The 13,926-nt window shown below is 71.2% G+C and carries 14 protein-coding genes; 3 read left to right on the forward strand and 11 right to left on the reverse strand.

The genetic code is table 11. The features are described 5' to 3' along the window. Positions 1 to 5 precede the first annotated feature (5 nt). The 11 genes from ACWGI8_RS25920 to ACWGI8_RS25970 form a co-directional block, all read right to left on the reverse strand. Positions 6 to 1,448, reverse strand: coding sequence for an MFS transporter (locus tag ACWGI8_RS25920; protein WP_453664423.1), 1,443 nt, complete (start codon positions 1,446 to 1,448; stop codon positions 6 to 8). Between the two features lie 72 nt (positions 1,449 to 1,520). Next, positions 1,521 to 1,667: a hypothetical protein gene (locus tag ACWGI8_RS25925; protein WP_453664427.1), complete on the reverse strand. Its 147-nt coding sequence runs from the start codon at positions 1,665 to 1,667 to the stop codon at positions 1,521 to 1,523. Between the two features lie 72 nt (positions 1,668 to 1,739). Beyond that, a complete protein-coding gene (locus tag ACWGI8_RS25930) occupies positions 1,740 to 2,936 on the reverse strand; it encodes a lipid-transfer protein (protein ID WP_453664408.1) in 1,197 nt (398 codons plus the stop codon). A gap of 13 nt (positions 2,937 to 2,949) precedes the next feature. Beyond that, positions 2,950 to 5,187, reverse strand: a complete 2,238-nt coding sequence (locus tag ACWGI8_RS25935) for an acyl-CoA dehydrogenase (protein ID WP_453664409.1) — start codon at positions 5,185 to 5,187, stop codon at positions 2,950 to 2,952. A gap of 89 nt (positions 5,188 to 5,276) precedes the next feature. Continuing rightward, entirely contained in the window at positions 5,277 to 6,215 is a 939-nt protein-coding gene (locus ACWGI8_RS25940) for a sigma-70 family RNA polymerase sigma factor (RefSeq protein ID WP_453664410.1), read from the reverse strand. A gap of 10 nt (positions 6,216 to 6,225) precedes the next feature. Further along, positions 6,226 to 7,416 carry an NAD(P)/FAD-dependent oxidoreductase gene (locus ACWGI8_RS25945; protein ID WP_453664412.1) on the reverse strand — a complete coding sequence of 397 codons (1,191 nt, stop codon included), beginning with the start codon at positions 7,414 to 7,416 and terminating at the stop codon, positions 6,226 to 6,228. Between the two features lie 294 nt (positions 7,417 to 7,710). Then, complete coding sequence (locus ACWGI8_RS25950; RefSeq protein WP_453664425.1) at positions 7,711 to 8,220, reverse strand: DinB family protein; 510 nt, start codon at positions 8,218 to 8,220, stop codon at positions 7,711 to 7,713. A 149-nt stretch (positions 8,221 to 8,369) separates the two neighbouring features. Then, the gene (locus ACWGI8_RS25955) at positions 8,370 to 8,651 is read right to left on the reverse strand and encodes a hypothetical protein (RefSeq protein ID WP_453664414.1); all 282 of its coding nucleotides are present in this window, start codon (positions 8,649 to 8,651) and stop codon (positions 8,370 to 8,372) included. 137 nt (positions 8,652 to 8,788) lie between these two features. Next, complete coding sequence (locus ACWGI8_RS25960; protein ID WP_453664415.1) at positions 8,789 to 9,940, reverse strand: permease; 1,152 nt, start codon at positions 9,938 to 9,940, stop codon at positions 8,789 to 8,791. A gap of 110 nt (positions 9,941 to 10,050) precedes the next feature. Continuing rightward, positions 10,051 to 10,398, reverse strand: coding sequence for a DUF397 domain-containing protein (locus ACWGI8_RS25965; RefSeq protein ID WP_453664417.1), 348 nt, complete (start codon positions 10,396 to 10,398; stop codon positions 10,051 to 10,053). Next, positions 10,358 to 11,206, reverse strand: a complete 849-nt coding sequence (locus ACWGI8_RS25970) for a helix-turn-helix domain-containing protein (protein ID WP_453664426.1) — start codon at positions 11,204 to 11,206, stop codon at positions 10,358 to 10,360. The genes ACWGI8_RS25965 and ACWGI8_RS25970 overlap by 41 nt, the downstream gene beginning before the upstream one ends. Before the next feature lie 297 nt (positions 11,207 to 11,503). Here ACWGI8_RS25970 and ACWGI8_RS25975 point away from each other — a divergent pair, with 297 nt between their 5' ends. The 3 genes from ACWGI8_RS25975 to ACWGI8_RS25985 all read left to right on the forward strand — a co-directional run. Next, on the forward strand, positions 11,504 to 12,166 hold the full coding sequence (locus tag ACWGI8_RS25975; RefSeq protein WP_453664418.1) for a class I SAM-dependent methyltransferase: 663 nt from the start codon (positions 11,504 to 11,506) through the stop codon (positions 12,164 to 12,166). A gap of 33 nt (positions 12,167 to 12,199) precedes the next feature. Beyond that, positions 12,200 to 13,126, forward strand: coding sequence for an N-acetylmuramoyl-L-alanine amidase (locus tag ACWGI8_RS25980; protein WP_453664420.1), 927 nt, complete (start codon positions 12,200 to 12,202; stop codon positions 13,124 to 13,126). A 163-nt stretch (positions 13,127 to 13,289) separates the two neighbouring features. Then, on the forward strand, positions 13,290 to 13,926 hold a 637-nt coding region (locus ACWGI8_RS25985), incomplete at its 3' end, for a hypothetical protein (protein ID WP_453664421.1).

Consider the following 13,926-nt stretch of genomic DNA (forward strand, 5'->3'; position numbering starts at 1 on the left):
GTACCTCAGCGCGTGCGGCGGTCCTTCGGCAGCCAGAGGAGCATCAGCAGCACCCCGCCCAGCAGGATTCCCGTGCCGGACCTGAACGCCAGCGCGTATCCGGCCGTCAGAGCCTCCGGATCCGTCGCCCCGCCCGTCCGGGCCGCCGCGACCGTCGACAGGACGGCGAGCCCGAGCGCACCGCCCATCACCCGTGAGGTGTTGATCAGCCCGGAGACGAGGCCCGCGTCGCCCGGCGCGGCCCCCGAGGTGGCGAGAGCCGCGAGCGGCGTTCCCCCGAGTCCGGCGCCCGCCATCATCACGATGCCGGGCAGCATGATCGTGGTCACGTACGAGCCGTGCGCGTCCATCGTGGACTGCCAGCCGAAGCCGGCCGCGGACACCAGCACCCCGAGGGCGGCGACATTGCGGGCGCCGGCGACGGGCATCAGCCGCGGGGCGAGCTTGGAGCCGAGGATCACGGCGAACGAGCTGGGCATCAGCGCGAGCCCGGCGGCCAGCGGGGTGTAGCCGAGGACGTTCTGGGCGTAGAGCGTCATGAAGTACCACATGCTGAACATGGCGGCGCCGCAGCTGAACATCGCCGCGTTCGCCGCGGACACCGACCGCATCCGGAACAGCTTCAGCGGCATCAGCGGCGTCTTCGCCCGCGACTCGACCGCGACGAAGGCACCGAGCAGCGCGAGTCCGGCGCCCAGGGGCACCAGGGTCGCGGGGGCGGCCCAGCCCTCCTGTTCGGTCTGCACGATGCCGTACGCGAGCGTCGCAAGACCCGCCGTGACGAGTACGGCGCCGGGCAGATCGAGCCGGCGGCCCTCCCCGCCGCGGCTCTCCGTCAGCCACCACTTGCCCAGTACCAGCACCAGCGCGCCGACGGGCACATTGATCAGCAGCGTCCAGCGCCAGGAGAAGGAGTCGGTCAGCGCCCCGCCGACCAGCCCGCCGGCGGCGCCGCCGCCCGCACCGACCGCGGTCCAGGTGGCGATGGCCCGCGCCCGGGCCGGCCCCTCCGGCACGGCCGAGGTCAGCAGCGCCAGCGTCGAGGGGGCGAGCACCGCCGCACCCAGCCCCTGCCCGGCGCGCGCGGCGAGCAACTGCCAGCCTTCCTGCGCGAGCCCGCCCGCGAGCGATGCGGCGGTGAAGAGCCCGAGCCCCACCAGGAACATCCGCTTCCGCCCGAACAGGTCTCCGGCCCGCCCGCCGAGCAGCATGAACCCGGCGAAGGCGATCGAGTACGCGTTGACCACCCACTGCAGCCCGACGGCGCTGAGCCCCAGGTCGGCCCGCATGGAAGGCAGTGCGGTGTTGACGACGGACACGTCGAGGACGACGAGGAACTGCCCGGCGCAGGCTGCCAGTACGACCGCCCACATGCGTGCGGCCGGGCGGTCCGGAGCCGATATCCGGGGGTCTGCTGTGTCTGACGGGGCTGAGGCCATGACCGTCATGGTCTCAGGCACCTGACAGTCCGTACATGCGGATTTCGATGTACGGTCCGCGGGACCGGGGTCCTACTCCGGCTACATCTGGTTCTTCGTCGCCGCGGCCGTCTCCACCTGGGTCAGCGCGATGATCGCCTCCTCCTTGACCGTGTCCGGGTCGTCGGTCGCGGAGATCTCCTCGAGCCGCATGGACAGCGCGGTCAGCGGCGTGCGTCGTGTCGTCAAAGTCCCGTGATCGTGTCTTCGAAGTCCCGTCCGGCGGATCCTGCCGGGCTCGCCTGATCCTCCGGACCGGCTCTAGGACTTTCGCAGTACGGTGACGACCGCGGCCCCGCCGAGCCCGATGTTGTGCGCGAGTCCGGTCCTGGCGCCCGGGACCTGGCGCGCCCCCGCCTCGCCGCGCAGCTGCCAGGTCAGCTCCGCGGCCTGGGCCAGTCCTGTCGCGCCCAGTGGATGCCCCTTGGAGATCAGCCCGCCGGACGGATTGACCACCCACCGGCCGCCGTACGTCGTCGCCCCGGACTCGACGAGCTTGCCGGACTCACCTTCCGCGCACATGCCGAGCGCCTCGTACGTCAGCAGCTCGTTGACGGAGAAGCAGTCGTGCAGCTCGATGACGTCGATGTCGTCGATGCCGACGCCGGACGCCTCGTACGCCTGCCGGGCCGCCGCCCGGGACATGGGCCTGCCCACGACGTCGATGCAGGAGCCGGAGGCGAAGGAGTCGGCGGTGTCGGTGGTCATGGCCTGCCCGGCGATCTCGACGGCCTTGTCGTGGAGGCCGTGCTCGACGACGAAGCGTTCGGAGACGACGACGGCCGCGGCGGCACCGTCGGAGGTGGGCGAGCACTGGAGCTTGGTGAGCGGCTGGTGGATGGGTTTGGCGGCCAGGATCTCGTCCACCTCGTAGACGTCCCGGAACTGGGCATTGGGGTTGCCGGCCGAGTGCCGGTGGTTCTTGGCGGCGACCGCGGCGAGCTGCCGTGGGGTCGTCCCGTACCGCTCCATGTGCTCGCGGGCCGCGTTGCCGAAGATCTGGGCGGTGGGCGGGGTCATCTCGAAGCCGTGGGCGGCGGCCATGATCCCGTAATGCCGGGCCACGGGCGAGACCTTGAAGTCTCCCCCTCCCCCGTCGGCTCCGCCCCCGAGCGCGCCCTTCTTCATCTTCTCGAAGCCCAGCGCGAGAACGCAGTCGCTCAGGCCGCCCGCGACGAACTGCCGGGCCATCATCAGGGCCGTCGAGCCGGTCGCGCAGTTGTTGTTGACGTTGTAGACGGGGACTCCGGTGAGGCCGAGTTCGTACGCGGCGCGCTGGCCGGCCGTGGAGGCCTGGAAGCAGTAGCCGACAGGGACCTGCTGGACGAGGTCGTACGCGATCCCGGCGTCGGCGAGGGCGGCGCCGCCCGCCTCCTTGGCCATGTCCCAGTACTGCCAGTCGCGTGACTCGGGCTTCTCGAACTTCGTCATGCCGACACCGACGATGTAGGTCTTCACCGGACGGACTCCTTCAGTCTCGCGGCAGGCCGAGGATGCGCTCGGCGACGACATTGAGCTGGACCTGGGTGGTGCCGCCCGCGATCGTCAGACAGCGGGACATCAGCAGGCCGTGCACGGCCCGTTCGCCCGGCCCCTCCCGGACCGCGCCCGCAGGACCGAGCAGTTCGAGGGCGAGTTCGGCGACCCTCTGCTGGTGCGGGGTCTGGACGAGCTTGCGTACGGACGCACCGGCGCCCTGCTCCACGCCGTCGACCTGCTGGAGGGTCGTGCGCAGCCCGATGCAGGCGAGGGCGTGCGCCTCGGCGGCGAGCGCGCCGATCCGGGCACGGAAGGTGTCGTCGAGGCCGGGGGCCCGTGCGATCAGCTCCTCCAGCCCCGTGTCGAAGGTCAACTGGTCGGCCATGTGGACGCGTTCGTTGCCGAGCGTGTTGCGGGCGACCCGCCAGCCGTCGTTCACCTCGCCGACGACGGCGTCGGCGGGGAGCAGTGCGCCGTCGAAGTACACCTCGTTGAAGAGGGACTCGCCGGTGATCTCCTTCAGCGGCCGGATGTCGATGCCGTCCGTGGCCTTCATGTCGACGAGGAAGTAGGTGAGGCCCTTGTGCCGGGGGGCGTCCGGGTCGGTGCGGGCGAGGAGGATGCCGTGGTCGGCCCACTGGGCGGCGCTCGTCCACACCTTCTGGCCGGTGATCCGCCAGCCGCCGTCCGCGGTGCGCTCGGCGCGGGTGCGCAGGCTCGCGAGGTCGGAGCCGGCGCCGGGCTCGCTGAAGAGCTGGCACCAGAGCAGTTCGCCGCGCAGGGTCGGGAGCAGGAAGCGGTCCTTCTGCTCCTGGGTGCCGTAGGCGATGAGGGACGGCACCACCCAGGTCGCGATACCGAGGTCGCTCACCTTGACCCCGGCCGCCCGTAGCTCCTGCTGGACGGCGAGCTGCTGGAGCGGCCCGGCGCCGAGGCCGTACGGGGGCGGGAGGTGCGGGGCGGCGTAGCCCGTGGGCGCGAGGACGCGGCGCGCCGCGCCGGGGTCCAGCCCGTGCGCGGGGGCGATGGCCTCGCGGGCCGCTCGACGGTACGGCTCCGCCTCGGGCGGCAGGTCGAGGCGCAGCTCGCGCCGGGCGCCGGCCGCGGCGAGGCGTACGGCGCGGAGCCGGTGTGCGTCGCCGGGGCCGAGGAGCTGGCGGGCGACGAGGGCCCGGCGCAGATGGAGGTGGGCGTCGTGCTCCCAGGTGAAGCCGATGCCGCCGAGGATCTGGATGCAGTCCTTGGCGCAGGTGTAGGCGGCGTCGAGGGCGGTCGCGGCGGCGAGTGCGGCGGCGAGCCCCCGGACGGAGGAGTCGTCGTCGGCCGCCCGCGCCACGTCCCAGGTCAGCGCCCGTGCCTGCTCGACGCGTACGAGCATGTCCGCGCACAGGTGCTTCACCGCCTGGAACTGTCCGATGGGCCGCCCGAACTGCTCGCGCACCTTCGCGTACTCGGTGGCGGTGTGCAGCGCCCAGGCAGCGGTTCCGCACGCCTCGGCGGCGAACAGCACGGCGGCGAGGTCGACGACGAGGTCCGGGCCGATGTCCCCGATGCCGCTGACCTCGCCGATATCAGTGATGTCGCCGATGTCCAGGACGCTGTCCTCGGGCACGACGACGCCGTCCGCGGTGACCTCGGCGGTGGGACGGGTCGGATCGGCGCTCTCGTGTCCGCGTATCGAGAGATCCGCGGCGTCCACGGCGAACCAGCCCGCCGGCGTCCCGAGTACGAGCAGATCCGCCTGCCCGGCGCCGAGCACGGGCGGCGCGGCGCCTTCGAGGCGGTAGCCGCCCGGGATACGGGTGGCGGTGAGCGTGCCGGACCCGAGGGCGACGGCCCCGATGCGCCGGCCGTCGGCGAGGCCGCGTACGAGTTCGCCCCGCCCGGCACGGGTCAGCACGGCGGAGGCCAGCACACTGGGCAGATACGGCCCGGGCAGTGCGGCCCGCCCGGTCTCCTCAAGGACCACGGCAAGGTCCACGAGCGTGCCGCCCCCGCCGCCGTACTCCTCGGGCAGATGCACCCCGAGCAGCCCCTGCGCCACGGCCCCGTCCCAGTAGGCGGGCCGCCCACCGGTGCCGGCTCCCGGTGAGTCGAGCAGTTTCCGTACGGCTTCGGGCGGCACGGCCCGCGCCAGCCAGCTGCGTACGGAGTGCGCCAACTCGCCCTGCTCCTGCGTGATTCCGATGCTTCCGGTGCGTCCCGCGCTGCGCGTGCTTGCGGTGGCCATGCGCGGCAGATTAGAACACGTTCCAATCTGATGGAAGGTCAGATACGCGAAATGCTCCGACTCAGGTCACTGAATTCCGGTGGCTCTGGTCACCATGCGTTGATGACCGGCGCGTCGGGTTCGTGCTGCCGCCAGGCCTCATTGAGGCGCGCGAGCCGGTCCGCGGCGGCGATGCCGCGCAGGGACGCAACCTTGCCGTCGCTGACTTCGAACGCCACGGCGCCCACGACCCGGTCGTCGACCACGGCGAGGACGGCCGGGGAACCGTTGACCAGCGCGATGTGGAATGTGGGGGAGCCGCCGGCCAGCCGCCGCTTCGCCGGAGTGGGCTTGAAGCCGGCCCGCACGTAGGAGGCGATGCGCTCGCGCGTCTTGTACCGCAGCAGCCGCCTGGCCAGTCCGGCGCCGTCCGAGACCGCGGTCGCGTCGGCGGTGAGCAGCGCCACCAGGCGTTCGGTGCGCCCCGACGTGGCGGCGGCGAGGAACTCCTCGACGATCCGGCGCGCGGACGCGGGGTCCACCTCGTCGCCGCCGCGGCGCTCGGCGGCGACCCGGCGTCGGGCCCGGTGGACATGCTGCTGGCTCGCGGACTCGGTGATGTCGAGGATCCCGGCGATCTCGGCGTGGGGGTAGGAGAAGGCCTCGCGCAGGACGTAAGCGGCCCGCTCGACCGGCGAGAGGCGCTCCATGAGGGTCAGTACGGCCAAGGACACCGATTCGCGCTGCTCGAAGGTATCGGCAGGGCCGAGCATCGGGTCGCCCTCGAGGAGTGGCTCGGGCAGCCAGTCTCCGACAGCGCGCTCATGGCGCGCCTGCGCCGAGCGGAGCCGGTCGAGGCAGAGATTGGTGACGACCTTGGTCAGCCACGCCTCCGGCACCTCGATACGTTCCCGGTCCGCGGCCTGCCAGCGCAGGAACGCGTCCTGCACGGCGTCCTCGGCGTCGGCCGCCGAGCCGAGCAGACGGTACGCGAGCGAGGCCAGCCGGCCCCGGCTGGCCTCGAACCGATCGATGGCTGCGCTGTCCATGCGGAACAACCTATGCGGCGACCCTCACACCGACCCCGTCAGGCGCGGTGGCCAGGCGGCGCTTGCGCTTCGGCATGCCGAAGGTCGGATGGGCGATGCCCCACCCGGCCCCCTTGAGCACGCCCGACTTGAGCCGCGCGGCGGTCCTGCCGCCCAGGTACCAGGACTTCGACCGGACGTCCCCGTCCACCATCTGGAAGATCGCGTCTCGCCGCCCGAGGCTGATGTGGTTGCCGTGGTACTTCAGCCCGGTGGTCGGGACCTCGCCGCCCGTCAGGCGCGCGATGATCGCGGCGGTCGCCTGCATGTTGGTGAAGCCGGCCGAGGCGCAGGACATCGGCAGCGGCCGGCCGTTCTCGCCGATCGCGTAGGCGCAGTCACCGGCGGCGTAGACGCCCGGGTGCGAGACCGAGCGCATGGTGCGGTCGACGACGATCTGGCCGGTCTCGGCGACCTCCAGGCCGCTGGCGGCCGCGATGGGGTGCACGGCGAACCCGGCCGACCACACAGTCACGTCGGCCGGGATGGACGTACCGTCGGCGGCGATCACCCGTGTCGGCTCGACGGCTTCGATGCCGGTGTGCTCGTGGACGGTGATGCCGAGCCGGTCGAAGGCCTGGCGCAGGTGACGGCGGGCCTTCGGGGAGAGCCAGGCGCCCAGCTCGCCGCGGGCGGCGAGCGCGACCGAGAGGTCGGGCCGGGACTCGGCGAACTCGGTGGCGGTCTCGATGCCGGTCAGCCCCTCACCGACGACCAGCACAGTGCCGTCCTCGCCCAGGCCGGCCAGGCGCTCGCGCAGACGCAACGCCGAGGACAGGCCGGTCACATCGAAGGCGTACTCGGCCACGCCGGGGACGCCATGGTGGGCTACGGAGCTGCCGAGCGCGTAGAGAAGCGTGTCGTACGCGAGCTCACCGTCGCCGTCCTTGCCCGTCACGGCGACGGTCCTGCGCTCGGGGTCGACGCCGGTGACACGCGCCAGGCGCAGCCTCACCCCGGTGCCCGCGAATACGTCGGCGAGCTTGCGGAACGCGAGGTCCTGGCCGATCGCGAGCTGGTGGAGCCGCATCCGCTCAACGAAGTCGGGCACGGCGTTGACGACGGTGATCTCGGTGTCGGCGGGAGAGAGCCGGCGGGCCAGGTTTCCGGCGGCGAAGGCCCCGGCGTATCCAGCGCCGAGTACGACGATGCGGTGCTTCATGGAGTTGCTCCTGTCTCGTTCGCGTGCCCCTTGAACGAGACGGCGCCCCGATTGCTGACAGGAGCCGGGTGTGACGCGGGTCACCGAGCCTCCGACAGGCGCTTGAGCCTGTCTTGGGCAGTCGAAACGGGGCGATGCAACCTTCGATGAGACGGCCCACCGCCCGTCAGCCCCACTCAAGGTTGCGAATGGCAGGTCCGCCGACCCGCCTCTCGCAAGGTTCAGCCGGACACGACAGCGACCCGGCGATCGCCTTGTCCCCGCTGAGCCCCGCGAAGTTCCGGGGCGCAGTGATCATTGGCCTACTCGGCCGTCGATCCGCTCGCGCAGGAGGTCGGCATGGCCGCAGTGTCGCGCGTACTCCGCGATCTGCATCACCAGGATGTCGCGAAGCTGCCCGTCCCCACCGGGTTGGGCGCCGAGGTCGGCGAAGCGGGCGATGAACCGGTCGGTCAACTCCATCTCGGCCCGCCACTGACGCCAGGCGTCCTCCACGACCGCCGGGTCGGCGGTCGCGCCGTTCCAGTCGCCGTCGCGGTCTTCGGCGGTGCGGTAGATCCTGGGCGAGTCCTCGCCGGCCAGCCGGCGAAAGTGTCGTTCGTCCTCGGCCATGTGCCGCACCAGCCCGAGCAGGGACATCGTGGACGGCGGTACGGAGCGCCGGGCCATCTGTTCGGCGTCCAGGCCCGTGCATTTCATTTCCAGGGTGAGGCGGAAGTGACGCAAGCCGTCGAGCAGCGCGCTGCGTTCATCGACGGTCTCGGCATCGCTCTCGCGCGGGTCGTCGTCCGGATCAACCCACATGTCGGTATAGATGGTTGACCGCGTCCACCGAGTCGCCGCCGCTTCATCGGCGTGCTCATCCAAGTCCATCTGGGCATCGTCGCGCGCGTCGGCACTGTCCGCCACCAAATATCGGGCATCCGCGCCGGCCGACGGCCGGGCAACCGTGTTCAGACGGGGAACGTGAAGGTGGCGCCGCCCCCTGCCTTGACCAGCTCCACGGCCGCCTGGTGCGCGGCCCTGGCCGTGTCCTCGTCGGCCGCCGGCACGGGGCTGCCCTGCACGGCGTACCACTCGGTCGCACCGGTGTGCTGCACGGTCACCTGCGCCTGGCCCTCGATCCACGTGGTGTGCACCGTCAGGTCGCCGGTGATGGGACCGCCCTCGGTGGTCATGACGCCGCCCGAGCCGGCGATGATTCCCTGGGTGGTCCAGGTGGCCCAGGTGTCCATGACGCCTCCACAGCGGTACCAGGTCGAACAATCGGGGTTGCACCATCTTGTCCGAATTTCCGCCCGAACACCCGTAGGCACGCTCCGGTCCGCCCCCGGCCGGACTCCCGGCCGGAGCCGGTCACGGGGTCACCCGGTCACGCGGCACTGGGGGCGCCTCCCATCGCACGGAGCATCCCGACCCCGCCGGTGCGCAGGAAGCGCACCACGAAGACGGCCGCGAGCAGCAGGAAGAGGATGTTGAGCCACGTCGTGTAGTCCAAGGACACGCCCTCACTCGGGACCTTCGCGGTGGACTGGTCCGGGATGAGCCCGAGGGCGCCGAAGACGAACTCCACCACGTAGGCGGCGGCGACGATGGCGGCGTAGAACGTCGCCAGGATGAAGGCGGCCATCCTCGCCCCGTAGTACTTCCGGTAGATGTTGAGGATCGGCACGATCAGCAGGTCGGCGAAGATGAAGGCGACCACCCCGCCGAAGCTGATCCCGCCCTTCCACAGCACCACCGCGAGCGGCACGTTGCCCACCGAGCAGACGAACGACGCGATGGCGACGAGCGGCCCGATCAGCGGGCCCCAGAGCTTCGCGGCCAGTGGATGTCCCTCGAAGAAGAACGCGCTCCAGAAGGAGTCCGGCACCCAGGCGGCGACCGCCCCGGCGATGAGCAGGCCCAGAACGAGGTCCCGCAGGATCGCCGCCCACTCCATGACGAAGACGTGCGACGTGGCGGTGAAGCCCTCGCGCGACAGCAGCCGGTGCCAGAAGGAGCCCTCGCTCGGGATGGACATGTCCATGGCCGCGTGGCCCTCCATCGAACCGGCCCGGCCGTGTTCGGCCTGCTCACGGGCCTCGCGCACCAGCCTTTCGGTCAGGAACAGCCGGAACAGCACCGCCAGCACAATGATCATGATCGGACCGCCCACGAACTCGGCCGCCGTGAACTGCCACCCCATCAGCAGCGCCAGGATGATTCCCAGCTCGACGACGAGGTTGGTGGAGGCGATCTCGAAGGCCATCGCCGCGGTGAAGTTCGCCCCCTTGCGGAACAGGGACCGGGCGAGCGCGACGGCCGCGTACGAGCACGAGGAGGACGCCACACCGAGGCCGGCCGCCCGAGCGAGGCTCTTCGGGCTGTCGTCGCCGAGGAGGGAGACGACGGTGGACTTGCGGATCACTGCCTGCACGACGGCGGACAGCGTGAAGCCCAGGATCAGGGCCCAGGTGATCTCCCACGCCATGGACCCGGTGAGGGCCAGGGCGTGCAGCACGGCGTCGACTGCGGCATCCATGCCGCCCAGCCTGGCGCTACGGGCGCACGGGACGGCCCGCTGACACGGCGGCGGACCGCCCACCCACCCCGGATGGCGGGCCGCCCACCCCTGTGGACGTCAGGCTCGCGTCAGAGGTCGCCCTCGGCGGCGGCCGTGACGAACGCCGCGAAGGCGGAGGGCGCGACGGCGAAGACGGGGCCCCCGGGGTTCTTGGAGTCACGGACGGCGATACGGCAGGGCTGGGGGGCGACCTCGATGCACTCACCGCCGGTGTCGGAGCTGTAGCTCGACTTGCGCCAGTCGGCGGCGCCGAGAGGGGCGCACTCGACGCAGTCGCCGCCGGTGTCGCCGCTGTAGGACGACTTACGCCAGGCGGCGGCGCCGAGGGGGGCGCACTCGATGCAGTTGCCGCCGGTGTCGCCGCTGTAGGACGACTTACGCCACAGCGCGCCCGTCAGGGTCTGGATGGTGTCCATACCGTTCCTCCATTACGCGGGCGATGTGTGCCGCCGAATCCTCGACGGAGAGGGCGGCTGCCTGCAAGTGATCGTAACGGAGCGAACCCTCCCTGAAAGCTTGCGGATTGGCCGTCATATGGCCCTGCACGAAGTCCTCGGTGTAGACCAGATCGGGATCGCCCTCGAACCGCAGCAGGTTGAACTCTCCCATAAGGCCAGCATGGGCTCCCGCCCCGAAGGGCAGGATCTGTACCTGCACCCACTCCCGTCTGCGCAGACCCAAGAGGTGGGCGAGTTGGTTGCGCATGACCCGCCTGCCACCGATCTCCTGGTGCAGCACGGCCTCGCTCATCACCACCCAGATCAGCGGCGGGTGTTCGCGCTCCAGGATGCGCTGACGCTCGATGCGAGCCGCGACCCTGGCGTCGAGATTGCTCTCGTCCCGTACGCCCAGCACCGCCCGCGCGTACTCCTTCGTCTGTAAGAGCCCGTACACCAACTGCGGCTGGAACGTGGAGATGTACGCCGCCTTCGCCTCCATCTCCGCATACGCCTGGAACCAGTTCGGCAACTGGCTCCTCAGCACCAGCCCCACCAGCCGCGAGAACACCCCGCCCGTCCCCAGCGCCGCGTCCACCCGCTCGCTGAAGTCCCGCGTCGGCACCTTCCTCGCCGTCTCGATCTGGCCGATCAGCGACCCCGTGCAGAACACGCAGCCACCCAGCTCGCCCTGCTTCAGCCCGGCCTCCTCGCGCAGCCTGCGCAGCTCCGAGCCGTAGTAGTCCAGCGGCGAGGCGCTCGGATCGAGATCGCGGATATTGGCCATGAGGCAGTCCCCCAGCTCACGCAAGCACACACCGTGCGGCGTCCGTTCCGGTACGTAGCCGAGCGTAATCGCCCAGCACCACGCTGGTGACATGAATCACTTAACTGACCACTCACCAGCGGACATTGCGGGCCGCTACCGCATGGGCCTCACCGTCGGTGAGCACTCGGCGCGGCATCTGCGGCGCATCCTGCGGACTGTCCCGGCCCGCTGGGACCTGGTGCGACGCGAAGCCGTGACCTGCCCCCGCCTACGATGTGACCGCCCAGTACGCCTGCACGAGCCGGAGGATCCGCCATGGCAGCCGCCGCCACCGCCGCCCCCAAGCCGGAGGTCCTCGCCGCTTTCGAGACCGCGAAGGGCTTCATGCCCGTACGGGAGGGGCTCGCGCTGTACGCGGCCGCGGCCGAGGCCGGGGCGCTCGGGCTGCCGCTGCTGGAGGTCGGGACGTACTGCGGACGGTCGACGATCCTGCTGGCGGACGCCGCCCGCGAGGCCGGGACCGTCGCCGTCACCGTCGACCACCACCGCGGCAGCGAGGAGCAGCAGCCCGGCTGGGACTACCACGACCCGACGGTGGTCGACCCCGAGGTGGGCCGGATGGACACGCTGCCCACCTTCCGCCGCACCCTTCACAAGGCCGGCCTGGAGGACCACGTGATCGCGGTCGTCGGGCGGTCGCCGCAGGTCGCGAAGGTGTGGGGCGGCAAGGTCGGACTGGTCTTCATCGACGGCGGGCACACCGACGAGCACGCCACGAACGACTACGAGGGCTGGGCCCCGCACCTCGCCGAGGGCGGGCTGCTGGTGATCCACGACGTCTTCCCCGACCCGGTCGACGAATGGACCGGCCAGGCCCCGTACCGCATCTACCTGCGGGCCCTCGCCTCGGGCGCGTTCACCGAGGTGTCGGCGACCGACTCGCTGCGGGTGCTGCGGCGCACGGGGGACGGAATCTGAGGCGCGGGGCCGGACATCCCCTAGCATCGCGACGTGCCGTACGACGAGAACCAGCCCTTCCCCCGGCGCCGCCGCCCGGTTCGCGGCGGCGCTCTCCTCGCGGTCGCCGCGCTCGCGGCGACCTGCCTGGCCGGATGCGCCGGGGACAGCGGTTCGCCGAAGGCCCCGCCCCTGCACCGGGCGGCCACGCCTCCCACGGCTTCCGCGTCGCCCTCGACGTCCGCGGGCGCGCCGGCCGCACCGCCGGGGAGCCCAGCGGCGTCCTCGACGGCTTCCACCGCGAAGGGCCCCCTCGCCGGGAAGGTCGTCGTGATCGACCCCGGCCACAACCCCGGCAATTTCCGTCACACCCGCGAGATCAACGAGCTCGTGGACATCGGAACCAATCGCAAGGAATGCGACACCACGGGCACGTCTACGAATGCCGGTTACACCGAGGCCGAATTCACCCTCGATGTTTCACACCGTCTTCGCACTTTGCTGGAAAAGCAGGGCGCAACGGTTCAATTCACCCACGACAATGACCGTCCTTTCGGTCCGTGCGTGGACGAACGCGCCCGTATCGGCAACAAGGCCGCGGCCGACGCCGTGATCTCGGTCCACGCGGACGGCTCGGCGAGCGGGAACCGCGGGTTCCATGTGATCCTCCCCGCCCTGGTGAAGGGGGGCGCCGCCGACACCACCCGCATCGTCGGCCCCTCGCGCGAGCTCGGCGAGCACATCGCCGGGAAATTCGTGCGCGCCACGGGCAGCGCACCCTCCAACTACGTGGGCAACGGCACCGGGTTGGACGTACGCGAAGACCTCGGTGGGCTGAATCTGTCGACCGCACCCAAGGTGTTCATCGAATGCGGCAACATGCGTGACGCGAAGGACGCGGCCCTCCTGACGAGTTCGCAGTGGAGGCAGAAGGCGGCGCAGGGAATCACGGACGGCATCAGCACCTACCTGCTCGGGTAGATGCGGCAGGCGATAGATTCGTTTCCGTCCGGGGGTACGGGGGCACCCCGGGAACGCACAGTATCCGTACCATGGGGGCCACCCCCGAGCTTCACGCCGTGCACCGCCGACCGGCGGCACCGACGACCGCCCCGACGAGACGCAACCGATTAAGGACCTACACGTGAACATCCGCTCCCTCACTCGAGGCGATGGCGTGGTGATCGGAGCAGCGGTGGTGCTGTTCATCGCCTCGTTCCTGGACTTCGCCAGCATCGACTGCCCCAGCGGCATCGACTGTTCCAGCGCGGACCTGCCGAACGCCTGGGACTCGCTCGGCACGGTGATGTCCATCTACATCGCGGGGATCATCGGTGCACTGCTGATCGTCGCCGGCCGCGCCACGCCGGGTCGCAAGGTCGCGGGCCTGGACATCGGCCAGTTCGGCGTCGCCTTCACGGTCTTCGCCCTCTGGGCGATGTTCTGGACGGTCATCGACATGAAGGCCGACCTGGGCGCCGGCGCGATCCTGGGGCTGCTCGCCACCATCGCGCTGGCCGGAGCCGCCATCGCCACCCCGCTCGTTCCGCAGCTGAAGGCCGCCCTGCTCGGCGCCCCGAAGCCCCAGACCCCGCAGCCCTACGGCGCGCAGCCGCAGGGCGGATACGGCTACCCCGGCGCCCAGCAGCAGCCGTACGGCGCGCAGCAGGGTCAGCCGCAGCCGTACGGTGCCCAGCCCGGTCAGCCTCAGCCCGGTCAGCCCCAGCACGGCCAGCCTCAGGCCGGTCCGGCGCAGGGCCAGCCGCAGGGCGGGCCCGCGC

The organism is Streptomyces sp. NPDC054841 (genome assembly GCF_053611045.1).

Bases quoted from the DNA above. Each gene is read 5' to 3' on its own strand.
- ACWGI8_RS25970 (WP_453664426.1), bottom strand. From the start codon at position 11,206: ATGGCCAATATCCGCGATCTCGATCCGAGCGCCTCGCCGCTGGACTAC.
- ACWGI8_RS25965 (WP_453664417.1), bottom strand. From the start codon at position 10,398: ATGGACACCATCCAGACCCTGACGGGCGCGCTGTGGCGTAAGTCGTCC.
- ACWGI8_RS25950 (WP_453664425.1), bottom strand. From the start codon at position 8,220: ATGTGGGTTGATCCGGACGACGACCCGCGCGAGAGCGATGCCGAGACC.
- ACWGI8_RS25940 (WP_453664410.1), bottom strand. From the start codon at position 6,215: ATGGACAGCGCAGCCATCGATCGGTTCGAGGCCAGCCGGGGCCGGCTG.
- ACWGI8_RS25920 (WP_453664423.1), bottom strand. From the start codon at position 1,448: ATGACGGTCATGGCCTCAGCCCCGTCAGACACAGCAGACCCCCGGATA.
- ACWGI8_RS25935 (WP_453664409.1), bottom strand. From the start codon at position 5,187: ATGGCCACCGCAAGCACGCGCAGCGCGGGACGCACCGGAAGCATCGGA.
- ACWGI8_RS25960 (WP_453664415.1), bottom strand. From the start codon at position 9,940: ATGGATGCCGCAGTCGACGCCGTGCTGCACGCCCTGGCCCTCACCGGG.
- ACWGI8_RS25975 (WP_453664418.1), top strand. From the start codon at position 11,504: ATGGCAGCCGCCGCCACCGCCGCCCCCAAGCCGGAGGTCCTCGCCGCT.
- ACWGI8_RS25945 (WP_453664412.1), bottom strand. From the start codon at position 7,416: ATGAAGCACCGCATCGTCGTACTCGGCGCTGGATACGCCGGGGCCTTC.
- ACWGI8_RS25955 (WP_453664414.1), bottom strand. From the start codon at position 8,651: ATGGACACCTGGGCCACCTGGACCACCCAGGGAATCATCGCCGGCTCG.